19 protein-coding genes and 1 pseudogene are annotated in these 24,379 nt (G+C 59.1%); 10 read left to right on the forward strand and 10 right to left on the reverse strand.

Annotated features, from left to right (window positions below; all coding sequences use genetic code 11):
* Window positions 1-94: 94 nt before the first annotated feature.
* The 5 genes from pcaF to paaF are packed head-to-tail and all read right to left on the reverse strand — an operon-like array spanning window position 95 to window position 4,883.
* Window positions 95-1,306, reverse strand: a complete 1,212-nt coding sequence (gene pcaF / locus AC07XF_RS00695) for a 3-oxoadipyl-CoA thiolase (RefSeq protein WP_495024986.1) — start codon at window positions 1,304-1,306, stop codon at window positions 95-97.
* Window positions 1,299-1,748: a hydroxyphenylacetyl-CoA thioesterase PaaI gene (paaI, locus tag AC07XF_RS00700; protein WP_401358694.1), complete on the reverse strand. Its 450-nt coding sequence runs from the start codon at window positions 1,746-1,748 to the stop codon at window positions 1,299-1,301. The genes pcaF and paaI overlap by 8 nt, the downstream gene beginning before the upstream one ends.
* Window positions 1,735-3,258 carry a 3-hydroxyacyl-CoA dehydrogenase PaaH gene (gene paaH / locus AC07XF_RS00705; RefSeq protein ID WP_495024987.1) on the reverse strand — a complete coding sequence of 508 codons (1,524 nt, stop codon included), beginning with the start codon at window positions 3,256-3,258 and terminating at the stop codon, window positions 1,735-1,737. Before paaH ends, paaI begins: the two co-directional genes overlap by 14 nt.
* A gap of 3 nt (window positions 3,259-3,261) precedes the next feature.
* Complete coding sequence (gene paaG / locus AC07XF_RS00710; RefSeq protein ID WP_495025084.1) at window positions 3,262-4,053, reverse strand: 2-(1,2-epoxy-1,2-dihydrophenyl)acetyl-CoA isomerase PaaG; 792 nt, start codon at window positions 4,051-4,053, stop codon at window positions 3,262-3,264.
* A gap of 56 nt (window positions 4,054-4,109) precedes the next feature.
* The gene (gene paaF / locus AC07XF_RS00715; protein ID WP_495024988.1) at window positions 4,110-4,883 is read right to left on the reverse strand and encodes a 2,3-dehydroadipyl-CoA hydratase PaaF; all 774 of its coding nucleotides are present in this window, start codon (window positions 4,881-4,883) and stop codon (window positions 4,110-4,112) included.
* A gap of 371 nt (window positions 4,884-5,254) precedes the next feature.
* Between paaF and paaY the strand changes: the two genes are divergently transcribed.
* The 3 genes from paaY to feaR all read left to right on the forward strand — a co-directional run bounded on the left by paaY (window position 5,255) and on the right by feaR (window position 7,879).
* Complete coding sequence (gene paaY, locus AC07XF_RS00720) at window positions 5,255-5,851, forward strand: phenylacetic acid degradation protein PaaY (protein ID WP_495024989.1); 597 nt, start codon at window positions 5,255-5,257, stop codon at window positions 5,849-5,851.
* Between the two features lie 86 nt (window positions 5,852-5,937).
* Complete coding sequence (gene paaX / locus AC07XF_RS00725) at window positions 5,938-6,861, forward strand: phenylacetic acid degradation operon negative regulatory protein PaaX (protein ID WP_495024990.1); 924 nt, start codon at window positions 5,938-5,940, stop codon at window positions 6,859-6,861.
* Between the two features lie 103 nt (window positions 6,862-6,964).
* Complete coding sequence (gene feaR / locus AC07XF_RS00730) at window positions 6,965-7,879, forward strand: transcriptional regulator FeaR (RefSeq protein ID WP_495024991.1); 915 nt, start codon at window positions 6,965-6,967, stop codon at window positions 7,877-7,879.
* Window positions 7,880-7,986: 107 nt separating this feature from the next.
* Here the strand turns inward: feaR and tynA are convergent, their stop codons facing one another.
* Window positions 7,987-10,275, reverse strand: coding sequence for a primary-amine oxidase (gene tynA / locus AC07XF_RS00735; protein WP_495024992.1), 2,289 nt, complete (start codon window positions 10,273-10,275; stop codon window positions 7,987-7,989).
* 342 nt (window positions 10,276-10,617) lie between these two features.
* Here tynA and AC07XF_RS00740 point away from each other — a divergent pair, with 342 nt between their 5' ends.
* From AC07XF_RS00740 to AC07XF_RS00770, 7 genes and pseudogenes are all read left to right on the forward strand, one after another.
* Window positions 10,618-12,117 carry an aldehyde dehydrogenase family protein gene (locus tag AC07XF_RS00740; RefSeq protein WP_495024993.1) on the forward strand — a complete coding sequence of 500 codons (1,500 nt, stop codon included), beginning with the start codon at window positions 10,618-10,620 and terminating at the stop codon, window positions 12,115-12,117.
* Between the two features lie 521 nt (window positions 12,118-12,638).
* The gene (locus tag AC07XF_RS00745) at window positions 12,639-13,622 is read left to right on the forward strand and encodes a helix-turn-helix domain-containing protein (RefSeq protein WP_495024994.1); all 984 of its coding nucleotides are present in this window, start codon (window positions 12,639-12,641) and stop codon (window positions 13,620-13,622) included.
* An 83-nt stretch (window positions 13,623-13,705) separates the two neighbouring features.
* Entirely contained in the window at window positions 13,706-14,638 is a 933-nt protein-coding gene (locus AC07XF_RS00750) for a SphA family protein (RefSeq protein WP_495024995.1), read from the forward strand.
* Between the two features lie 123 nt (window positions 14,639-14,761).
* Entirely contained in the window at window positions 14,762-16,429 is a 1,668-nt protein-coding gene (locus tag AC07XF_RS00755) for an amidohydrolase (RefSeq protein ID WP_495024996.1), read from the forward strand.
* Window positions 16,426-17,526: a CobW family GTP-binding protein gene (locus AC07XF_RS00760; protein ID WP_495024997.1), complete on the forward strand. Its 1,101-nt coding sequence runs from the start codon at window positions 16,426-16,428 to the stop codon at window positions 17,524-17,526. The genes AC07XF_RS00755 and AC07XF_RS00760 overlap by 4 nt, the downstream gene beginning before the upstream one ends.
* Window positions 17,523-17,657, forward strand: coding sequence for a hypothetical protein (locus AC07XF_RS00765; protein WP_495024998.1), 135 nt, complete (start codon window positions 17,523-17,525; stop codon window positions 17,655-17,657). The genes AC07XF_RS00760 and AC07XF_RS00765 overlap by 4 nt, the downstream gene beginning before the upstream one ends.
* Before the next feature lie 47 nt (window positions 17,658-17,704).
* Window positions 17,705-18,570, forward strand: a pseudogene (locus AC07XF_RS00770) (bifunctional helix-turn-helix transcriptional regulator/GNAT family N-acetyltransferase); the annotation flags it as partial.
* A gap of 76 nt (window positions 18,571-18,646) precedes the next feature.
* On the opposite strand, the gene AC07XF_RS00775 reads toward AC07XF_RS00770, so the two are convergent.
* From AC07XF_RS00775 to AC07XF_RS00790, 4 genes are all read right to left on the reverse strand, one after another.
* On the reverse strand, window positions 18,647-19,621 hold the full coding sequence (locus AC07XF_RS00775) for an aliphatic sulfonate ABC transporter substrate-binding protein (protein ID WP_495024999.1): 975 nt from the start codon (window positions 19,619-19,621) through the stop codon (window positions 18,647-18,649).
* A gap of 109 nt (window positions 19,622-19,730) precedes the next feature.
* Entirely contained in the window at window positions 19,731-22,226 is a 2,496-nt protein-coding gene (locus AC07XF_RS00780) for a TonB-dependent receptor plug domain-containing protein (RefSeq protein WP_495025000.1), read from the reverse strand.
* 36 nt (window positions 22,227-22,262) lie between these two features.
* The gene (locus tag AC07XF_RS00785) at window positions 22,263-22,760 is read right to left on the reverse strand and encodes a RidA family protein (protein WP_495025001.1); all 498 of its coding nucleotides are present in this window, start codon (window positions 22,758-22,760) and stop codon (window positions 22,263-22,265) included.
* A gap of 24 nt (window positions 22,761-22,784) precedes the next feature.
* The gene (locus AC07XF_RS00790) at window positions 22,785-24,359 is read right to left on the reverse strand and encodes a flavin monoamine oxidase family protein (protein WP_495025002.1); all 1,575 of its coding nucleotides are present in this window, start codon (window positions 24,357-24,359) and stop codon (window positions 22,785-22,787) included.
* Window positions 24,360-24,379: the final 20 nt, after the last annotated feature.

Raw genomic sequence — 24,379 nt, forward strand, 5'->3', positions numbered from 1 at the left:
CACTCGAATTATTTTTGTGTTTCAGCCCTTTTGCACAAGGGCTTTGAGTGCATGCCCCAAGGATACCTCTCGGCTCCTCGGGAATCGCGGTTCTTTAGTCGCAGAGGCGCTCGATGATCAGCGCGATGCCCTGGCCGACGCCGATGCACATGGTGCACAAGGCGTAGCGACCCTGACGTTCTTCCAGTTCATGCAGCGCGGTGGTCACCAGTCGTGCGCCGCTCATCCCCAGCGGATGGCCGAGGGCAATCGCGCCGCCGTTCGGGTTGACCCGCGCGTCGGTGTCACTCAGGCCGAGCTCGCGCAATACCGCCAGACCTTGCGCGGCAAAGGCTTCGTTGAGTTCGATCACGTCCATGTCGGCCAGGCTCAGGTTGGCCAGTTCCAGCACCTTGCGCGTCGCCGGCACCGGGCCGATGCCCATGATCCGTGGTTCAACCCCTGCGGTAGCCATCGCCACGACCCGGCCGCGCGCCTTCAGGCCATGGCGTTTGGCGGCTTCCGGGCTGGCGAGCAATAGCGCGCAAGCGCCGTCATTGACCCCGGACGCGTTGCCGGCGGTGATGCTGCCGCCTTCGCGGAATGGCGTGCCGAGTTTCTGCAACTGCTCTAGCGTGGTGTCGCCGCGCGGGTGTTCGTCGTGCTCGACGACTTTGGCCGGACCTTTGCGCTGGGGAATTTCGACCGCGACGATTTCCTTGGCCAGACGTCCGCTAGCCTGGGCTGCGGCGGCGCGCTGCTGGCTGCGCAGGGCAAAGGAATCCTGGTCGGCGCGGGAGATATTGAACTGCTCGGCGACGCTCTCGGCGGTCTCCGGCATGGAGTCGACGCCGTAGGCTTTTTTCATCAGCGGATTGACGAAACGCCAGCCGATCGTGGTGTCGTAGAGCTGCGCGTCACGGGAAAACGCCTGTTCGGCCTTGCCCATTACCAGCGGTGCGCGGGACATCGATTCGACGCCACCCACCAGCATCAACCCGGCCTCGCCGCAGCGAATCGCCCGCGCCGCCGTGCCGATCGCATCCATCCCGGAACCGCACAAACGGTTGAGGGTGGTGCCGGGCACGCTGACCGGCAACCCGGCCAGCAGTGCCGACATGCGTGCAACGTTGCGGTTGTCTTCACCGGCCTGGTTGGCGCAGCCGTAGATCACGTCGTCCACGGCATTCCAGTCGACCTGCGGGTGGCGACGCAACAGTTCGCGCAGCGGCACCGCGCCGAGGTCGTCGGCACGCACGCTACTCAAGGCTCCGGCGTAGCGGCCGATCGGGGTCCGCACCGCATCGATGATCAAGGCGTCATTCATTCGGGTTCTCCTGCGTCAGCACAGCGCCGCGCACTTTGTAGGATTTGCCATGGAACAGGGCGATCAACTGGCCCTGTTGGTTTTCAATGCGTACGTCGTAGTTGCCAGTGCGACCGGAACGGCTTTGCTCGGTGCAATCGGCCGTCAAGGTGTCGCCCAGGCGCGCCGGGGCGATGTAGTCGATGCTGCAACCGATGGCCACCGTGGCTTCGTTGTAGCTGTTGCAGGCAAAGGCAAACGCCGAGTCGGCCAGCGCAAACAGGTAGCCGCCGTGGCAAGTGCCGTGGCCCTGAATCATTTCGGCGCGCACGTTCATGCCCACGCGGGCACAGCCGGGCGCCGCCGAGAGCAGGCGCATGCCCATGGCCTGGCTGGCGGCGTCGCGCTTGAACATCGTTTGCGCACAGGTGCTGGCCAGATTCATTGCTTCATGGTTTGTCATGGAATGTCCTTCCCTCAGCGACCCGACGGCGCAACAGCAGCGACGGCCGATAACGTTCTTCGCCGTAACTGGCTTGCAGGTTTTCCAGCACGGTAAGGATCTGCGACAGCCCGATGGCATCGGCCCAGGCCAGCGGACCTTGGGGGTAATTGACCCCGGCGCGCATCGCCAGATCGATGTCGGCGGCCGAGGCAACGCCTTGCAGCAGGGCCTCGGCGGCTTCGTTGGCGAGCATGGCGACGGTGCGTAAAACGGCGAGGGCCGGGCTGTCGCTGAGCAGGCTGACTTTGAATCCGGCCCGTTGCAGCAACGCTACGCCTTGTTCGAACGCGGACGGATCGATGCCTGCCGAGCAGCTGAAGGCGATCCGACCGGCCTTGCCATAGTCGAGCGCCAGGTCCAGCAGGATCAGATTGCGCAGACCGTCCTCATTGGCCCGTTGACTGGCTGTACGCCCGTCGCTCAACGCCAGCACGGCGTCGCCGACCCGCAGCAAGCCTTGGCCATCGCGCTGGATTATTTCGACGCCATGTTCGCGCAAGCGGGGAATCAGGTTTTGGGCGATGCCCAGATCACCTTCCACAACGCAGGTTTCCACGGACTGTTCGCTGCTGATTGATGAGGGCTGCGCACGCTCGGCGCCGTCGGCATAGCGATAGAAGCCCTGACCACTTTTGCGTCCCAGCCGCCCGGCGTCGACCAGCTCTTTCTGGATCAACGACGGTAGGAATCGAGTGTCACCGTAATAGGCGTCGAACACCGAACAGGTCACAGCGTAATTGACGTCATGGCCGATCAGATCGGTCAGCTCGAACGCGCCCAAGGCAAAACCACCGGCATCGCGCATCAACGCATCGAGGGTCGGGCAATCGGCGGCGCCTTCCTGCAACAGGCGCAGGCTCTCGGCGTAAAACGGCCGGGCCACGCGGTTGACGATGAAGCCCGGCGTGGAGCGGGTGTGCACCGGTTTTTTGCCCCAGGCTTTGGCGGTGTCATATAGACACTCGGCCAGCGCCGGATCGCTGGCCAGGCCCGAGACGATTTCCACTAGCGCCATGACCGGCGCCGGGTTGAAAAAATGCAGACCGAGCAAGCGTTGCGGATGATCCAGTTGCGCAGCGATGCTGGTAATGGACAGCGACGAGGTGTTGCTGGCGAGAATGCAGTGCTCGCCGCAGATGCCTTCCAACTGGCGGAAGAGGGCGCGTTTGACCTCGAGGTTCTCGACGATGGCTTCGATGATCAGCGCGCAATCGGTCAGCGCTTCGATGGCTTCCACCGCTTGTAGGCGGGCGATGGTTGCAGTGCGTGCTTCGGCCGAGAGCTTGCCGTTTTCGACGCGTTTGCCCAGTTGTCGGTCAATGCCATCGATCGCCTGCGCAGCAGCGCCGGGGCGATTGTCCAGCAACAGCACCGGATGGCCTGCCTGTGCGGCGACCTGCGCAATGCCGGCGCCCATGGCACCGGCGCCGATCACCGCGATGCGTGCATGAGTGTTCAGTGCAGTCATGGCTCAGCGCCCCTTGAAACTTGGGCTGCGTTTTTCCATGAAAGCGCTAACGCCTTCACGGTAATCCTCGCTGCGCCCGGCCAGGCGTTGCAGGTCTTTTTCCAGCTCAAGCTGCTCGTCGAACGTATTGCTCAGGCTGGCGTTGAGGCTGCGTTTGATCAGCGCCAGGCCGTAAGTCGGTTGCGCGGCCAGATGACGAGCCAGCGTCAGGGCTTCATTGCGCAGTTCAGCGTCGTCCACGCAGCGGTAGATCAGCCCCCATTGCTCGGCTTGCTCGGCACTCAAGCGATTACCGAGCAAGGCCAGGGCCTTGGCGCGGGCCATACCGACCAGGCGCGGCAAGGTCCAGGTGCCACCGGAATCGGGGATCAGGCCGATTTTGCAGAAGGCTTGGATGAAACTCGCCGAACGCGCCGCCAGCACCAGGTCGCAGGCCAGCGGGATATTGGCCCCGGCCCCGGCCGCTACGCCATTGACCGCGCAGATTACCGGCAGCGGCAGGTCGCGCAGTTGGCGGATCAGCGGGTTGTAGAGCTTCTCGATGGACTCACCCAGATCCGGCACGGCGCTGCCCGGTGCAACATTGCGGTCGCTGAGGTCTTGCCCGGCGCAGAAGCCGCGACCCTCACCGGTCAGCAGCAAGACGCGCACGTCCGGATTCTGGCGGACCTGTTTCAGCGCTTCCTTCACTTCGCCGTGCATCTGCGCGTTGAAGCTGTTCAGTTGGTCTGGCCGATTGAGGCTGAGCAGGGCGACGCCGGCCTCGATGGAAAACAGGATGTGTTCGAAGTTCATGGTCATGGCGCTCTCTGAGAGGTCGTTCGCTGCTTTTTTATTAGGGGCTGACTGGGTTATTGCCCGATGAAGGTCGGCGTGCGCTTTTCCTGAAAGGCCCGGATGCCTTCATCGCGGTCGCGGGTGCCGGCCAGCACGGTGAAGGCGTGGCGTTCGAAGCGCAGGCCGCTAGCCAGGTCGGTGTCCATGGCCTTGAGCAATGATTCCTTGGCCAGACGCACGGCCAGCGGTGCTTTGCCGGCAATGCTGCGGGCGATTTGCAGGGCGCGTTCGACGGTGAATTCCGGTTGGGTCACTTCACTGACCAGGCCGGCACGTTGGGCCTGGCGGGCGTCGATCGCCTCGCCGGTCAGGACCATCTGCATGGCCATGGATTTACCGACGGCGCGCAGCAGGCGTTGGGTGCCACCGGCGCCGGGCATGATCCCGAGATTGATTTCCGGCTGGCCGAAACGGGCGTCTTCGCCAGCAATAATGATGTCGGCGTGCATCGCCAGTTCGCAGCCACCGCCGAGGGCGAAGCCATTGACCGCAGCGATCAGCGGTTTGTTGAAGCGGGTGATGGTCTGCCATGACGCCTGGCGTGGGTCGTTGAGGATGCCGACCAGATTGCGCTCGGCCATTTCCTTGATATCGGCGCCGGCCGCGAAGGCTTTGCGGCTGCCGGTCAGGACCACGGCGCGGGTGTCGGGATCGGTTTGCGCTGCACTCAATTCATCCGCCAGTTCACCGAGCAATTCGGTGGTCAGGGCATTCAGTGCTTGCGGGCGTTGCAGGGTAATCAGACGGACGCCCGGCTCGAGGAACTCGACAGCAAGTGTTAGAGGCATGGCGGATGCCCTCACGGTGCACGCTCGGCTGTGATGCCGGCTGATTATTGGATCGGCCAGGTGGACCGGTTTTGCCTGAGTATACCTATAAAGCGATACGCAAACACAATATACAAACAGTATTAATGTGTCTTATTGGTCGGTGGTGTGTTTTTGGTAGATGGTTTTATAGAAGCGATTTTTACTGTTGTTACCCCGGTTTTATTGGTTTGTGTGACGAATTAAGCCGCTTCGACAAGCGAACTCGACAGCGCAGAATTAAGCGATACGTTTTTTTATCTTTATTCTGGTAAAAGTGATGTGATACAAAATATACTCATATCGGCATCGCTTTGCGAAAACGCCCGGCACTGCGCATAAAGGAACGTCCCATGACCTGCTACAGCCTCGATGGTTTGACCCCGGTGGTCGATCCCACTGCTTACGTTCATCCGTCCGCCGTGCTGATCGGCGACGTGATCATCGGCCCCCATTGCTACGTCGGGCCGCTGGCGAGTTTGCGCGGGGACTTTGGCCGGATCGTGCTGGAGGAGGGCGCCAATCTGCAGGACACCTGCGTGATGCACGGTTTCCCGGACAGCGACACCGTGGTCGAACGCAACGGCCATATCGGTCATGGCGCCGTGCTGCACGGCTGCCGGATCGGCGCCGATGCACTGGTGGGCATGAATGCCGTGGTGATGGATAACGCGCGCATTGGCCCGCGCTCATTCGTCTCGGCGGCAGCCTTCGTCAAGGCCGGATTCGAATGCACGGAACAGTCGTTGGTCATGGGCGCCCCGGCCAGCGTCAAACGCACTCTCAGCGATGAAGAAGTGGCGTGGAAGCAGGCGGGCACCCGCGAGTACCAGCAACTGGCCAAGCGTTGCCTTGAGCAGATGCAAATCTGCGAACCCCTGAGCGAACCGGAACCGGACCGCCCGCGTATCAGCGACAGCGGTTTGCGGCCAAAAGCCAACGCCCTGTAAATGCTGAACTAATGTGGGAGCGAGCAAGCCCGCTCCCACAAGGATTTCGGTATATTCCTTTTCTTTTTTTTCAGCTCGGTACACCCATGTCGTCCCTGACACCGTTAAACCATCTGATCACCCGCTTCCAGGAACAGACGCCGATCCGCGCCAGCTCCCTGATCATCACCTTGTACGGCGATGCCATCGAACCCCACGGCGGGACAGTCTGGCTCGGCAGTCTGATCCAGTTGCTCGAGCCCATCGGTATCAACGAACGGCTGATCCGTACCTCGATCTTTCGCCTGACCAAGGAAGGTTGGCTGACCGCCGAGAAAGTCGGTCGCCGTAGCTACTACAGCCTCACCGGCGCCGGTCGGCGCCGCTTCGACAAGGCCTTTAAGCGTGTGTACAGCTCCACAGTGCCGGCGTGGGACGGTTCCTGGTGCCTGGTGATGCTCTCTCAGTTGACGCAGGAAAAGCGCAAACAAGTGCGTGAAGAACTGGAGTGGCAAGGTTTTGGTGCAATTTCGCCGGTGGTACTGGCTTGCCCACGCAGCGACCGTGCTGACGTCAACGCGACCTTGCTCGACTTGGGGGCTCAGGAAGAGACCATCGTTTTTGAAACCACCGCCCAGGATGTGTTGGCGTCCAAGGCGCTGCGCATGCAGGTGCGCGAGAGTTGGAGCATTGAGGAGCTGGCAGCCCACTACAGTGAGTTCATTCAGTTGTTTCGCCCGCTCTGGCAAGCGCTTCGCGAGCAAGAGAATCTGCAGCCTTCGGAGTGCTTCCTGGCGCGAATCCTGCTTATTCATGAATATCGAAAGTTGCTGCTGCGCGACCCGCAGTTACCCGATGAGCTATTGCCCGGGGACTGGGAAGGGCGTGCGGCACGGCAGCTGTGCCGCAATATTTACCGGTTGATCTACACCAAGGCCGAAGAGTGGCTGAACAGTGCACTGGAAACGGCCGACGGCCCGCTGCCGGACGTCGGTGAAAGTTTCTATCGGCGTTTTGGCGGGCTTAAATAGCCTGCCATCGTTCAGGGAGTAATCGCTGTTCAGGAGATCCGAAGCGTCCCGATTTATCGTGGATTGGCGTAGATAATAAAAATAAGCCTGCGTGAGGCCTGACATGATTTCTACAACTGCACATCGCCGTGATGGGTTTGATCAGTGGATCCATCAGATTAATCAGATCTGCGGCGCCTTCAATGCACAAACCTTGGGTTCTGAGTTTTCCGGCCAGATCCGGGAATACCAAAGCGGCGCGTTGAAGCTCAGTTTTGTCGATGCCTGCCAGGCTCGGCTGTACCGCACACCTCTGGAAGTCGCCGCTGGTGAAGGGGGGAAATACTTTGCGGTATTCCAGCTCGATGGCACTGCCGGTATGGCCCAGGGCGACAATCGGGTTTCACTGTCAGCCGGTGATATCACGCTGATTGACGCTTCACGCCCCAGCGACTTCACCTACAGCGAGAACTCGCGGCAGTTGTCGCTGATTCTGCCGTACCCGTTGGTTGAGCAGACCCTGCGCTTCAATCAAGTCAAGTGCGGTCATCGGATTGCAGCGACTTCACCTATCGCGGTGCTTTCTCGCCACCTGATACTGGATGCCACTCGCCAGAAAAACCTGAGCCAGCAGGAAAGCGAAGCGACCCTGGAGGCTGTTGTCAGCCTGCTGCGCCCGGCTATCAGCCATACCGATGACTGCAATGATTTGCATGAGCGAATCTTCCGCAAAACCCTCGACTACATTGACGATCATATCCGTTCGGAAGACCTCTGCCCTGAATTGCTGGCGCGGGAAGTCGGCGTATCGATGCGTGGCCTTTATCGGATGTTTGCCAAGAAGGGGCTCGTGGTCGCGCGATACATCAAGAATCGCCGTCTGGATTTGTGCGCTGAATCCCTGCGCCAATCGGGCACGGAGCAGAAACTGTCGGCACTGGGTTATTCGTGGGGCTTCTCCGACTCGAGCTACTTCTCCACGGCGTTCAAATCCCGCTTCGGGATTTCTCCTGGGGAATACCGCAAGCAACACGCGTGAGTTTAATACCTTAATGTAGGGCGCCTGCTCTCCTCTGAAATCAAAAGATCGCAGCCTTCGGCAGCTCCTACATTGGCTGCCGAAGGCTGCAATCTTTTGGAGCACGTTTATTTCGGTGCGTTCAAGTTCAACGTGGGTGTTTCATCGAAGAAGTTCCAGGGTTTCAACAGCACATGAACCCACTCGGTTGGCATGATTGGCCACTCTTCGGCCCGGGCGATGTGGGTGGTGCCGGTGGTCAGCCAGACCACATCATCGGTATTTTCGATCGACTGGTTGTCCTTGGTGAACTGCCCTAACCCAGCGTCTTTGTCTGAGCGATTAGGGTACTTGCCTTCGGGGTACTTCTCTTCAGGATTGTAGCGAGTCACCCAGAGTTGCTTGTCCATGAAGCTCAGGCGGTGATAGAGCCATTCGTCTTTGCCGAAGTTGGCGCCTTTGGCTACCGGGTGAGTACCGCCGGCATAAGGAATCAGCTGGTAGGAAACCGGGTTGCCGACTTTGTTTTCCTTGCTGGAGTTGGTCATAAGGCGGACGGTCGACGGGTCGAACTTCTGTGCGGCCTGCTGTTCAGTGCCGACCACTTGTTGCTCGGTCTGCATCGTACTGGTCCGCGGCCCGTCACGGTCGTTCGGAGCAATCACCGGGTTCACTTCAACCATTGAGTTGTTCTCACCGTCCACATCCATGTCCAGACGGAAGTTGTAGATGTGTTGGTGGGTGGTGCCTACGATGTTGTGGTCCAGAAGGGTGCCGTAGCGTGTGTCTTCTTTCGCCGTAGCCTCATGCATGTTTTTCGATTTCACACCCTTGACCGCTTCGATACCGGTGGCGCCGGCATCGATGCCGATGGTCCCGTTCTGTTGGAAGACCCAGTCGAAGATGTAGTCGTAGTTGCCGACGGTGCTGATCCAGCGCACCACCAGTTCGCGGCGCTCGGTGCTGAGGTTGGGCTGGCCCATTTCCTGGTGTTTGTATTCCGGGCCGGCGTAGCGCTCGAACACGGCCATAGCGCGCGGAATCGAGGTCGGTGCGCCCGTGTAGTCGGCAATGGTGGCGTCCAGCAGCACGGCGTTTTCCGGGGCATCTTTGCCGCGAGCAATCGGCGAGGTCAAGGTGCCCATGCCGTAGTCACCCGAATCCAGGTAGGCCTTGAAGTACCAGCCGACGTCGGGATCGCCGTAAGGCACGATCATTCCGCCCAGCGAGCCCTCGTACATAATCTTGCGTTTCTTGCCCTTGTCGTCATAGGTGACCGTGGACAGGATCGGGCCGACCCGCGAATCGAGGCGAACGTGAAAGTCCCAGTTCTGCCAATGAATACTGTTGCCGGTAATGGTGTAGTTTTTCCCCTCGGGCTCAATGATTTCCAGCGGCTTGACCTGCGTGCCTTTGCGACCACGCCCGTCATAGGGTGTTGGCTTCATCGGAACCGGGATGACGGCCTCGTCTTCGATCTTGATCAGTTTCTTTTGCTCCAGGTCGACAATCGCGACCAGGCCCTCGATCGGGTGCGCCCAGTAGTTGCCGTCATCGGTATTGAGGTAACTGACGATTTTCAGCAGTCTTTTATCCTGCGCCAGGCCGTCTTTGCCGTCGAAGTAGCCGACCGTCAACGGGGTGGCCACGACCTTTTTGACGTCGGTGATGCCGCGCTTGGCCAGTGCTTGCGCGTATTCCGGGCTCGATTCAATGGCCGACTGCACAGTGGCGAAGTCGTCCAGCAAGACCATGCCGTGAGCGCCCTCGACGGGTTTCCAGGACTTGAGTGTCTTGCTGTCGAGATCGACCAGGCCCTCGATTACATGCTTGCCATCGAGCACCACGATATTGGCCTGGCGAGGCTGGGTTACGTTCTGGCCGGTGTAGACGAAATTCCAGACCTGATCCTTGGGTGGTTCATTGACAGAAACTTCGGTGAAACGAAAGCCGGGCTTGTAGTTGGCGGAATTCTTGACGATATCCACCGCCGCCTTGATTTCGTCGGCGCTCAGGGGGTTGAGCGGGTTAGGGCGGGTCTCGACGACAAAGGTCTTGTCCAGGCCGGACTGGAATACCTGGTTGATGAGGTCCTTGGACATGAACGCAGTCTTGCCTTTGAATACCACCGGTACGGATAACTCCATTCGCTTGCCGTTGAGCACTGCCGCCTTGCTGTAAGGCTTGACCTTTACGTAGGCGCCGTCCTTGGCGATGACGAACAGGTTGGCATAGTTGTCCCATTTGACCGTGGCGCCAAACTCCTCAAGGGTCGATTGCAGAGGTACCATTTCGGCAGCGGCCCCATGGGCTTCTGCATTGGGCAGCCAGCAAGGCAGGCCGAGCGTGCCCAAGGTGATGGCCAGCGCGAGTCGAGCAAGCGGTTTTCTTTTTAACAGCGCTACGGACGTGAACATTTCTGAGTTCCTTGAGACGAGCCGAGGACAGGCACGTATGCACTTTGCTACAGCTGGTGGGTGACTTCTTTTTGATTCTTGCCAGAAGCTTTTTGCTCTGTGCCTAAATCAGCTTTCCCGGCTGGTGATCATCAAAGGTGAGAATAGTCGGGGCTGAGTTCAAGGAGAAGGCTGTTGTAAAGGTGGCGGGTCCAGCCATCCGAATCCAGATTGGCAGGGATAGAAACCGGTCTGGCACAGACGAAAAATCAAACACGCAATGGCTGATTTAGGCTCTGACTCAAAGCACTGTTGAGTGGCGGCGGTGCAGCTATTTTCAATCATCAGCGCGAGGCAAGGATCATGAATCAAAACAGGGTCGTGACACTGGACAGGGTCAACTCTTTCTTGAAGAGAAGCCACGGTTTGTATATCGATGGCGGTTGGGTGAGCGCTCAGTCCACCAGCACCTTGCCGGTCTACGACCCTTCAACCGGCCTTCAGATCGCCTCCACCGCCGACGCCAATGAGTTCGATGTGCAGCGTGCAGTGATATCGGCCCATAAAGCCTTTCGCTCTGGTGTATGGTCCCGCCGTCTACCCGCAGAGCGCGAGCGCATTTTGCTGCGCTATGCCGATTTGCTCGAACAACATGCTGAAGAACTGGCCCAGTTGGAAACTCTGGAGCAAGGCAAATCGATTGCTGTGTCGCGGGCCTTTGAAGTGGGCTGCACGTTGAACTGGATGCGCTATTCCGCAGGGCTGGCCACCAAGATCTCGGGGCGCACGCTGGACCTGTCGATCCCTGTTCCCGCCGGGGCTCGATATACCGCGTACACGCGCAAGGAACCCATCGGTGTGGTCGCCGGGATTGTTCCCTGGAACTTCCCGCTGATGATTGGCATGTGGAAGGTGATGCCGGCGCTGGCGGCCGGTTGCTCGATTGTTCTCAAACCCTCGGAGATCACTCCGCTGACGTTGATGCGCATGGCCGAACTGGCCACCGAAGCCGGTGTCCCGCCGGGCGTGTTCAATGTGGTGACAGGCAGTGGCAGCGAGTGCGGCAGAACCCTGACCACCCACCCGCTGATCAGCAAAATCAGTTTTACCGGTTCCACCGCCACGGGTAAGGGCATTGCCCGCAGCGCCGTCGACCGACTGACCCGAATTACCCTTGAGTTGGGCGGCAAGAATCCGGCCATCGTCCTCAAGGACGCCGACCCTCAGCAGGTGGTTGAAGGCTTGATGATGGGCAGCTTTCTGAATCAGGGTCAGGTGTGTGCTGCGAGTTCACGCATTTACGTAGAGGCTCCTTTGTTCGACCGACTGGCAGGTGATTTCGAGCTCGCGGTCAAGGGGCTTTCGGTAGGGCCGGGCATGGACCCGACCACGCAAATCAATCCGGTTGCCTCTAAAGCGCATCAACTGAAAATCGAGTCCTACCTGGCAGAGGCGCTCACTCACAATGCTGAGTTGATCAGTGGCGCAAGGGGGCCGGACTCTGAAGGTTTTTACGTTCCACCGACGCTGCTGATCAACCCCGACGACAGTCTCTCGCTAACCCGCGACGAAGTATTTGGCCCCGTGGTAACCCTGACGCGGGTTGCCGATGCCGAGGAGGCGCTGGCCAGGGCCAACGATAGCGACTACGGGCTCACGGCCAGTTTATGGACTGGCAGTCTGTCGGCAGCCATGGACCTGACACCCCGTATCGAGGCCGGTACGGTATGGGTTAACAGCCACACGCTGATTGACGCGAACATGCCTTTCGGTGGTTTCAAACAGTCTGGAACCGGGCGGGACTTCGGTGTCGATTGGCTCGATGCGTTCACTGAAACCAAGTCAATTTGCATCCGACATTAATCCTTCATGACTGACGGTGGTTCACAGACGTGTTGTAAACCAGCCACCGTAATACCGAGACTGCGCCCGACACATCGTGGCGCTTGGCAGAGGGATTCAACTACTCTATGGCGATGAAGAACAAAGGGATTACCTGGAAGTTCTGAAACCTTCGAAGAGTTCATCACCAAGCCCCAAGCCTACGTGAACGGCACTTACATGCCGTTTGCCGGCCTCAAGTCCCCTGAAGATCGTCACCTCCTGGATTGCTATCTGTCCGGGCAGCATTGATCTCATTGGCCGCTCGCTCGACCTGAAAGGGTCGAGTGAGTCGCTGCTTCGATCGCATTATTTTTACATTCGTGAGCAGCGCTTGCCCATTAAGGCCAGAGGTTCAATTGCTATCGGCAAGCGCCGAAGCTGACACTGCGATGCAGCTGGTCGCTATCCATTTTCGGCACAATTTCCAGGCGGTCACTGACACGGAATGGAACTTGCGTAAGCCTCAACCTGTAAGCCTTGAGTACGGACAGGTTTCTCCAATGAACAATAATAATATCCTGGTACAAACGATCTCTGGATTCCCGACGGAACAGGCATCCTATCTCCATCGAGTCCAAACCAGCGACATCGATGAACATGCTCACAATCTGAGTGGTTGGCGGATAGGGTATGAGCAGTTGAGCCCCGGTCGCTTCCAGGGAGAGCTGATCGAGTTTCGGTCTGACTGGATGCAACTCGTCCGCGACCGCTCTAATCAGGCCATGACCAAAAAAGGCGCGGCCAGGGAAGGAACGATTACCTTCAGCGTGCCTCTGAGCAATCACGGTGATGTCTATTGTTCCGGGCATCTGATTCGTGAGCCAAGTGTGCTGGTGGCACACGGTGACAACCTGCCTGAGATACGTATACCGCAGACCATGGATGTGCTGATTGTGGCTATAGAAGAGCAGGCTCTTGAGTATGTGCTGGGGTGTCAGGGTAGTAGTTTTCGGATTACTGATTTTCCCACCTGTTACCGGCTCGGCGACTCAGCAGTGGGTGGCGAGCTTAAAGTACTATTCGATGAGCTACAGGAGGGCGGCCAAAGTGGGGATGTCCTGTTGGGAAATGAGTCGATTCGCCGTGGTATCCGCGATGCGGTGATGTTGCATCTACTTGACGTTGTTGCGCTTGATCAAACGCCACCGCTCAACCCCACGGCGCGCAAACGGATGGTCGACCGGGCTCGTGAGTATGCCCTCAGCCACCTTGATGAGCCGTTCTCGATCCTCGATCTATGCAACGGTATAGGGGCCAGCCGACGCAAGCTTCAGTATTGTTTCCAGGAAACCCTAGGGATCAACCCGGTGGCTTATTTACGGGCTCTGCGCCTTAATGCGGTGCGCCGTGAACTGCGAGAGAGCACGTCTTCGGTCTCTGTACAGAAGGTCGCTGCACGTTGGGGGTTCTGGCACTTGAGTCGGTTTTCCGGTGATTATCGGGCTATGTTCGGGGAGCTGCCTTCGCAGACGCTTCATCGCTGAAATCTTTGCCGATATCGGATAACCCTCGCTCGTCCTCGCTCCCTAGGATGACCCCTACACCAATTGGGTGAGAGGGGCATTCGATGAATCATAACCATAAATCAAACGTTAGAAGGCATACGCTGGTTGCTCTGGGGCTGCTCGGCCTTTGCGCAACGGCTGAGGCGACTGAAAATGGAATACCGACCACTGCGTTCGGTGTTTATGATTTCGGCGCAGGGATGATGCCGCCTGCGACACCCAACGGAACCCTTGGCCTGCGCACGGCTTATTACTCGGCCAACGCCCAGAAAGATCGTCACGGACGTTTGTTGGATAACAATTTCTCTTTGGACGTGTTGACCCTCGGTCTCGCATACGTACGTATGACGGATAACACCGTGCTGGGGGCCCACTATGGTTTTGGCGGCGTGGTGCCGTTCTTCAAGATGGATGCTTCGCTTGAGGTGCCGACCCCGGGTGGACCGCTGCAACTGAAAGCCGATCCCTTTCGCATGGCCGATTTGCTGATGTCGCCCTTGATCCTGCAATGGAACCTTTCGCCGAATCTGTTTATCAATGCGCAGTTTCAGATCATGGCTCCCACCGGTGACTACGACAAAAATCGCCTGGTCTCGCCAGGCCTGAATCACTGGGCGTTTTCGCCAATCGTCAATGCAACTTACATCACCGACAGCGGCTTCGAGGTGTCGTCCAGCTTTCAAGCGGACATCAATACTCGCAATCAGGCGACCGATTACAAAAACGGTGTCGAGTATCGGCACGAGTTCGCCGTAGGGCAGCATGTGGGCCCCTGGACGGCCGGTATCGGTGGTTACTACTACCGCCAGTTCAGTGATGACGACGCCCCCGGTCTGGAGGGCGGCCATCGCGCCCGCGTCATGGCCATCGGGCCGGCGTTGAGCTACTTCAAACCGGGGCTGCCACCTGTCTGGCTGCATGCCTACAAGGAATTTGATGCGCGTAACCGTCCCGAAGGTTATGCCTTCGCCTTGCGTATTTCTCAAAGCTTTTGAAGTGGCTGTGATGCGCTGCTTCTGCGCGTCGGACTTTTCGATTGCCTGACGTGTAAAAAGCGATCTGGTCCTGGGGCCCATGAGCCTTTTTTCCTAATGATGATATCTGCGAGCCAACCTCCTATGACGACTGTTCAAAATACTGATGCGGATCTGATTTTTCTCAATGGCGCCATCTACACGATGAACGCTGATTGCCCATGGGCCGACGCGCTGGCAATACGTGACGGTCGCCTGATTGCGGTGGGAAGCGAGGCCGCTGTTCGTGCAGCAGTGTCGTCCCGGGCACGAGTCATCGATCTCCAGGGGCGGATGGTCATGCCCGGTATCATCGACGTGCATAACCATTTCCTGTTTGCCGGACGCGCAGAGCTATATGAAACGGGTTTTCCTCCCAACCTCTCGCTTCAACAGGTGCTCGAGCAGGTTCGTCAGGCAGCTATGAAGCAGCCGCCCGATGGCTGGGTAGTCGGCGGTATCTGGGGCAGCGGCCTGCTCGGCGAGTTGACGTTGGAGGCCCGCAAAGCCTTGGATGAGGCTGCTGGCGGCCGGCCGGTAATGCTTAGGGACGACTCGCACCACAATCGCTGGGCCAGTTCCGCTGCCTTGCGTCTCGCCGGCATCGATGCCACCACGCCGAATCCGCTCAACGGTGAGATCGTTCGCGATTCTGCCACTGGCGAGCCGACGGGCCTGCTGCTGGAGGCGGCCTCATCGCTGGTCGAGGCCGCCGTGGGCAAGGCGCTCGCATCGTCGCCGCAACTTGACATTGATGCCGGCGCGCATGCCTTGCGTCGACTCAATGCTTGCGGCATTACAGGGTTGCAGGAAGCACTCACGTCGCGTCCGGTGATGGATGCGGTCAAGGCGCTTGCCGATTCAGGGCAGTTGACGGCGTGGGTCGTAGGTTCGCTGCCCGTCGTAGAGGCGGCACTCGCGCCGGGCGAATGGGGCGAAACCTTGTTCGCGCTACGTGATAGCTATCGCAGCCGTCATTTCCGCCCCGATGCCGGCAAGATCTTCCTTGACGGTGTACCGACCACGCGTACCTCGGCAATGCTGGAACCCTATCTACCCGATGCCCTTCACGCTTGCTGCTTTCGCGGCGCGACCCTGCTGAGTGTGCCGCAGTTGGCGCGGGCTTTATCCGACTGCGAGGGGCAGGGTATCGCTGTGAAAATCCACTGCACAGGGGATGGCGCTGTACGTGCTGCACTCGACGCCATTGAGGTCGTGCGCAGCTTCAACGGCCCCGGGGTGATGCATCAGATTGCCCACGCGAGTTTTATCCATCCTGACGATATACCGCGCTTCGCCGAGCTCAACGTGGCCGCAGATTTGTCGCCCATGCTTTGGTTTCCGGGCATCATCATTGAAGCGATTCGTGCGACCGTGCCGCCGGAGAGGGCAGAGCACTATTGGCCAAATCGCGACCTTCACGAGTCGGGTGCGCTGATCGCTGGTGGATCGGACTGGCCGGTGATACCGGATCCGAGCCCCTGGACCGGGATTCAGGGCATGGTCACCCGACGCGATCCCAGCGGGCAGTTTCCTGGGGCGCTTTGGCCCGAACAGGCGCTTGATCTGGCCACGGTGTTGCGCGCTTACACGCTCAACCCGGCGCGAGCGATGGGCATCGCAGACGAGACCGGCTCAATCGAGGTTGGCAAATCCGCTGACTTGATCGTGCTCGACCGTCATTTGTTCAACATCCCGGTCGACGAGCTGGCCGCGACTCGCGTTCTGGCGACCTGGTTCGAAGGCCGTATCGTGTATGAGCAGACGCCATGAAGGACGTTGTCGATTCACGCCTACCTGTGACGTTGTTGACCGGTTTTCTCGGTAGCGGGAAAACCACCGTGCTGAATCACCTGCTGCATCTTCCGGAATTGGGGAACACGGCGGTCATCATCAATGAGTTCGGAGAGATCGGGATCGATCACCTGCTGGTCGAAGAGGTGAGTGAAAATCTTCGTGTACTCAACAGCGGTTGCCTGTGTTGCACGGTACGTGGTGACCTGGTAGATACGCTGCTGGAGCTCAGTGCCAGGCGTGAGCGGGGGGAAATCGCCGCGTTCACGCGGGTTGTCATCGAAACCACCGGGCTGGCCGATCCAGCGCCAGTGCTGCACACCCTGATGGTCGACCCTGACGTCACTCGGCTCTATCGCCTTGACTGCGTTGTGACGACGGTGGATGCCGTCAATGGCGCGGGCACCCTTGATCGTCATACCGAAGCAGTGAAACAGGCTGCGGTGGCTGATTGTCTTCTGCTGACCAAGACCGACCTGGTGGCTGTCGATGTAATCGAGACCCTGAGTGCGCGTTTGCGTGCCCTCAATCCCACCGCCCCTATACGATATGTGGTCGACGGCAATGTCAGCCCCGGCGATGTGCTGGGGGCCGAAGAGTATGACCCATTGTGCAAATCGGCCGACGTCGGCGCTTGGCTGTCAAATGAGAAACGCCGTGATGGCCATCACCATCATGGGCACCATCATCATGACGTGAACCGCCATAGTGAGCGCATCAGGGCTCATTGCATCGTGCTGGATGAACCGGTGGAGGAGGCTGCCTTTTTCCACTGGCTGGACCTGATGGCGTCCATGCGCGGCGAAAACCTACTGCGTGTGAAAGGTCTTGTGCAACTGGCTGAGCGTCCTGAAGAACCGCTGGTCGTACACGGTGTGCAGCACGTATTTCATTCACCGCAGCGACTGCCGACATGGCCTTCGGCTGACCGGCGCACGCGCATCGTCTTCATTACACAAGGCATCGACTATGCCGATATCGCGCGCACCTTTCAGCAGTTCGTTGGTGTGCGCCTGAACGACGAATATTCACTTCAAAGATGGCCGCTTAATTCAGAACCGGGGGTAACCACATGACGTTGAAAGACCAGATCCAGGCTGCCGAAAATTTGCTGGTTGATGCCGTTGCCACGGGAGATAGCAACAAGGTCATCGACCTGTACACCGAAGATGCCTGTTTGTTGGCTCACGGTGTTCCTACGCTCTGAGGCAGGGCACAAATCGCCACGTTCTTTGACGATATTTTCGCGAAGGGTATCCGCCCTCATTCGTTCATACGATCGTGGAGATTGGGGACCGGCATTCGCTGACGGCAGGGGAGCTTGTGGAGCTTCTCGGCCTGGAAAAATCCACCGTGAGCCGGATGGTGAGCAAGCTCATTGAGGCCGGCGAGATCGAAGAGGTTCCTCACGAGAACGACGCGCGCTCCAAGAAACTGCTACTCACGGCGCAGGGCAAGATGACCTTGCAAGCCATCGATTCGTTCGCCACGGAACAGGTGGGCGCTGCCTTGGCTAACTTGACGAATGTGCAACAGCAGGCGGTAAGTGATGCCATTGCCAATTATGCCATTGCCCTGCAAGCCCATCGGATTGGTACAGCGTCGCAACCTACGGCGCAAGTTGTCATTGCTCGGGGCTATCGTCCCGGAATAATCGGCCGCATTGTACAAATGCATGCTGACTACTATGCAAGGCATTCGAACTTCGGCCAGATGTTCGAAAGTCTGGTTGCATCAGACATGGCGCAATTGATGGGGCGTTTGCACAATCGACGCAATGAGGTCTGGGTAGCTTTGGATGGCCAGCGTATTGTCGGTTCCATTGCTATAGACGGTGAAAGAGAGGGCGGCGCGGTGATTCTCCGCTTTTTCATTCTTGATGACTTGGCGCGAGGCAAGGGGGTAGGCAAACGATTGTTGGCTGAAGCAATAAAGTTCTGTGACGAGCACGACTTTTGCGCGACGCGGTTGTGGACGTTCAAAGGTCTTGATGTGGCTCGTAAACTGTATGAAAACGTTGGTTTTAAACTGGAACAAGAGCAAGAGGGGCAGCAGTGGGGGGGGGAAGGGTTATCGAGCAGTGTTTCGTCCGATCTGGCAAGGCCGCTACGCCCACTTGAGAGACATCCATCGCAAAAAAAACCCGGCATTTGGCCGGGCTCTCCATGAATGCAGGACATCGTTATCATCTACGCCTCATGGCCGCCAGATCCCGACATCCTTCGCATCCACCGCCTTGGGCAACAAGCCGGCGGCAAAAAAAGCATCGGCGATTTTCTGTTGCTCACCCAATTCATCGCTTTTGACCGGCTGTACCTGATAGCTGCGATGGCTATTGGCGGTCTCGACCGTATCCAGGCCAAGGTTGCCCCACAACGGGCTCAACACCTGAGCCGCTTCACGGGGATTGGTTTTTACCCAACTACCGGTTTTCTCCAGTTGGTCGTAGACCAACTTGAGTACTTGTGGGTGCTCCTTCGCGTAGCTGGTGCTGGTCAGATAGTAGCGTTTGTAGTTGGCCAGGCCTGCGCCGTCAGCCAGCGTGCGGGTCGGCAGTTGCCGTTGGGCGCTGGTGAGGAAAGGTTCCCAGGTGACCCAGGCGTCGACCTTGTTGTTCTCGAAGGCGGCACGGCCATCGGCGGGCGACAGGTAGGCCGGTTGAATGTCCGAAAACGCCAGGCCGGCTTTTGTCAGGGCGGCGATCAGCAAATAGTGGCTGCCGGCGGCTTTGGTGACGGCGACTTTCTTGCCTTTCAAATCTGCCAATTGATGCAGGGACGAGTCCTTGTGCACGACGATGGCCTGGGCCGAAGGCGAGGGCGCTTCCTGGGCAAAGTAGGTCAGTCTGGCCTGCGCGGCCTGGGCGAAAATCGGCACAGTGTCCGCCACGTCGGCGCTGATATCGACATTGCCGACATTCAGCGCTTCCAGCAAAGGCAGGCCGCTCGGGAACTCATGCCAGCTCACGTCGATGTTCTGTTGCGCGAGAGTTTTATCCAGCGTGCCTTGAGTCTTCAATAAGGTGATGAGGGTCGATGACTTCTGGTAGCCGATCCGCAGCGTTTCCCGCGCATGGGACGGCAGGGAGAACGTGACGGCCAGCGCAACGACCAGACCGGCCAGCACCGGACGACGGAGTTTTGCTTCAGTGTATGGGGTGGATTTCGACATGGCACGCTCGATATCAGGAAAGGAAAGGTTCAACTGTTTAGAATCATATGGTTATAAAAAATACTTTATAAATACTTTATAAGAATTAGCTTAGTGGCGTTTTCTTCCGTCAGAACGCGTACTGCAAACGGGTGTAGTAGTACCCACCCGTGAAGCCGAACGGTGAGAAGCTGCCCCAGTTGTCGCCGAACGAAGAGTTGGGTACACCGATATGATCGGGGTATTTGTCGAACAGGTTCTGCGCGCCGACGGCGACAGTCAGCTGTTTGGTCAGTGCGTACGCGACATCGAGGTCGGTGATCCATTTGGCCGAATACTCGCGATCCAGGCTCGGATCGGCGGAGCTGTTGACCTCGGTATAGGTGCCGAAACGGGTCAGGCGCAGGTTGACGTCGAAGTCGTGGATCGCCCAGTCGGCGGAGAAGATCGCCTTGCTGCTGGGGGAGGTTTTGGTGATTAGCGCACGGGCCTGGCGACCGAGCAGTTGATAGCTGCTGTTCAGGGCCGTGAGTTGCGACGGGGTATCGTTGACGCTGAGGATTTGCGTGTGGTTGTAGTTCAGCGCCGCGGTCCATCTCACCGAGCCGAAGCTGTTCAGGTTCTGCCGGTAATTACCCACCACATCGACCCCTGACGTGCGAGTACTGGCGCCGTTGGTGAAGAACTGCGCGCCGGCGGTGGCGGGTACGCCGATACTGTCGAGCAAGGCGGCAACACCCGGGCCCTGGAAGCGCTCGCTGAGTACCAGGCGATCACGCAGGTTGATCACGTAGCCGTCGACGGTCAGGCTCAGATCTTCGCTGGGCGTCAAGGCGAAACCAAGGCTGAAGTTTGTCGAGCGCTCGGGCTTCAACGACTCGGCCCCGAGCGCCTGGGCTCCTGTCGAATCCACCGGCAGAATCACGTAGTTGTAAGACTGGTAGACGCCATTGATGGTGTCGAACCCGGTCGAGCGTGCAGTGAACACCTCGTTGGCCAGCGACGGCGCACGAAAACCGTTGCTGATGGTGCCGCGTACCGAAAATACCGGGTTGAACTCGTAGCGGCTGCTGATCTTGCCGCTACGCGTACTGCCCACGCCTTCGTTGTAATGCTCGTAGCGCGCCGCGACGCCCAGGTACCACTGCTCGACTGGGTAGAAGCCCAGGTCGATGTAGCTGGCGACGTTGTTGCGGCTGACTTTTTGCTCGTCGTCAGGGGTTATGCCGTTGGTGACCTGGGCACCTGGATCCGGTCGTTGTCCGGCGCGCGGATGGCCGGCCGGGAACACGTAGCCGCCGTTAATGTAAGAGGCTTCGGAGCCCGCCCGGGTCTCGTAGCCATCACGTCGATGCTCGAAACCGAAGGCGACATCCAGTGGCTTGGACAGGCCGATTTCGTAACTGTTTTTCAGGTCCAGGTTGGTGGTCCACTGATCGGCGATAAAGATACCGGACGTGAATTTGTTCGGCGTGTTTTCCCCCAGAGAGGGGTTCTGGTTGTCGTAGGTGCGTTGCTTGGCATAATTGCGTCCATAAGTGCTGCTCAAATCCCAGGCCCAACCGCCGATGCCGATGTTGTCTCCCCTGGCGCCGAAGGCGGACTGGAAGTCGGTTTCGTTGATCAGCCAGTAAGGGCTGTAACCGTCGGGGAAACCGTTGGGACCGGTGGTGATGGTATTGCGGCCGCTGGGAAGGCGGAAATTCTGGCCGTCGTTGTTTTCCCGCGCGGCCAGGGTTGAGAACGAGTACAACGTGACCGCATCGTTCAGCGGAAGGTCGAGGTTGTAGGCAGCATCCGCCAACTGGCTGCGTGGCAAGCCGTAGCCTTTGTAAGTGTGATGGCTGGCCGTGGCCTCACGCGGGTCGGGTGAACCGTCCGCCAAGGGGTAGTAATGTGAGCTGTAACCGTTGCTGCCGGCTTTGTTGTCACGTTCCTGGTAGCGGGTATCGAGTGAGACATTGAGCACGCCGGCGTCCCCGACTTCGAACCCATAGTTGAGCGCCTCCTGGCCGGTACCGCGTTTGCCGTCGTAGTTCTGGCCCAGGATCGTGTCCGAGCTGCCGCCGGTGGTCTGCTTGAGGATGATGTTGATCACCCCGGAGATGGCATCCGAACCGTACTGGGCGGCCGCGCCGTCACGCAGCACTTCGATATGATCGATGGCCGCCACCGGGATCAGGTCGAGATCGCTGGGCGCAGCGCCGCTGTTAATGCCGTTGATGTTCAGCGTCGCACTGGTGTGCCGGCGCTTGCCGTTGACCAGCACCAGCACATGGGACGCGGTCAGGCCGCGCAGGGTGGCCGAGCGCACCACGCCGCTGGCATCCCAGCCCGCGCGGTCTGGCAGGTTGAAGGAGGGAATGAATTTACTCAGTGCCTCCAGCAGGCTCGGTTTGCCGACCGCGCGCAGTTGATCGCCTGTGACCACGTCGATCGGTGTCGGGCTGGTGGTGACGGTGCGTTGCTCGGTGCCACGGTTGCCAGTGACGACCACGGTGTTGAGAGTGGGTGAGCTGCTTTCGGCGGCCTCAAGGTTAAACGAGGCGAGGCCGCAAGCGATGGACAACGGAACTAATAAAGGACGATAGGTTGGCGCCGTACGGCGCGCCGGGCAGTTGACCATGAAGGTAAAGCTCCTGAATGGTGGGTGAGTTCCGTGTCACTTCTTGCGAGCGGCGACGGCTTCGATTTCGACCAGGCCGCCGGGCAGCGGCAGGGCCACCACCTGTACGGCGGTGCGTGCCGGCTTGTTCGGTTGCGCGGCGCTGCCGAAGAACGGCGTGTAGCCTTCCTGCAATCCGGTGAAATCGAGCTTGCCGCCCTTGGCCGGGTCACCCACCAGGAACACCCGCAGTTGCACCACATCGCCCAGCCCCAGACCCTGACTCTCCAGTACGCCCTTGAGCTTGTTGAGAATCGAGGTGGTTTGGGTCGCGGTGTCGCCGTAGGCGGCAAAGGAATCCTTCGCGGCTTTCGGGTCGTGCAGGTCGGCCAGCAACCCACTGACGAACAACAGGTCGGTTTGTGCAGGCACCGACACGGCCAGCGAAATCGGAAAGTTCGAGTTGGGCAGGGCGATGCGTTTGATCTCGTCGGCCTGGCTGCCAAGGGTGGTTGCGGTCATGAGGATTCCTGTTAGCAAAGTGATGGCTTTCATCGTTCAGTCCTTTTCTCAAGTGAGTCAGGCGGCAACGCCCGGTTGGTTGCGTTCGGCATGCCGGCCAATCAGCGAAACGATGCGCCGCGCCGAGTCGGCGGCGCTGTTCTGCCAGATGCCGACGCCGCCATGGGCCAGGGCATCGCTGGCCAGATAGGTGCGGCCCTGGGGCTCGTTGAGGATCTGATAGGCGCTCTCGCCGACTTCGTCGTTGACGATCCACGGGCCTTTGCTGAACGGCACCTTGGCCCAGTTGATGGCCACCGGTTTTTGCAGCTTGGCGCTGTGTCCGGGGTGCAGCAGTTCCACGGCTTGCCGGGACGAGGCGAACTGTTCGGCGAGGGATTTCTTGCTGAAGGCCTGGGCCGATTCGCTGGTGTTATAGGCAGCCACTAAAATGCCCTGGGCACTGTTGAGGCGATCGCTCGGGTACCACAAACCTTTGACTTCATGGTCGAGGTAAGACAGACCGCCGTAGATGTTGAAGTCGGTCTCCCAGAACCGTGGCGATTGCCAGGCCACCTTGTTCGCCTGATCGCTTTGTGCGCTCTGGATCGCTTGCTTGAACGGCTGGCTGAAGTTGCTCGGCAGCTTGGCCAGCAGCGGCAGCGGTACGGTGACGATGGCGTAATCGGCGTTCAGGGTCTGAGTGGTACTGGTCTTGCGATCGCGGTAGGTGATGCGGCTACCTTGCTCGGAAGTCTGGATGTCGCTGACTTCGGCATTGAAGCGCACTGCGTCCTTGAGCTTGTCGTAGAACGCGTAAGGAATTCGGTCCATGCCACCGACCGGCTGGAACATGGTCGAGGAGAATTCCGGAATTTCATCGAATACCAATGCGCCCCAGAGCTTGGGGTTGAGCAGGGTATGCAGTTCCAGCGGCGCACGTGTAATGCCGGTTTGATCGCCGGCACCGGGCACTCGTGTATACCCCGAGCGCACCGAGCCTTTGTATTGGAAGTCGGCGTTGAGGTCGCCATAGACCTTGAGGAAATTCAGCAGCGCCTGACGGTCGTCGGCGGTCAAATCCTGGTCCAAAGCTTTGCGGCTGACGGTCCGCGCCAGCAGTTCGGACAGTTGGCCACGGGTGTCGTTGACGGCCTGGCGCAGCTGGAAGGCGGGTTGTTTCGGGTCCGGCAAGGCCAGTGCATTACGGCTGCTGTTGACCAGCACCTGGAGCTCCACACCCAACTCACGGCAGTAACCGAGGATCGTCTGGTGATGGCTGGGAATGCGTGCGGGACCGGCATTGAAAAACTGCCCGTCATCGAAGTCGACGGTCTGGCTGACGCCGTCGTCGAAATCAACTTTGGTGCCGCGACGCAGGGTCCAATTGCGACCGCCCACCCGTTCGCGGGCTTCGAGAATGGTCACGGTAAAACCGGCCTTGCGCAGTTCATAGGCGCTGACCAGCCCGGAGATCCCGGCGCCGACCACCACCACATGTTTGCCCTTGCCACTACTGCCCAGTTGCAACGGAGTGAACGTCGCAGCTACGGCCTGAGGCGTGAGCCCCAATGCACCGAGGGCGCTGACGGCAGCGGAATAGCCACCGACGGCGGCAATGCGGGAAATCAGTTCCCTGCGAGTGAAAGCCATAAAAGTGCTCCTTGGCATGT

Source organism: Pseudomonas sp. GW821-FHT01C01 (assembly GCF_059422645.1).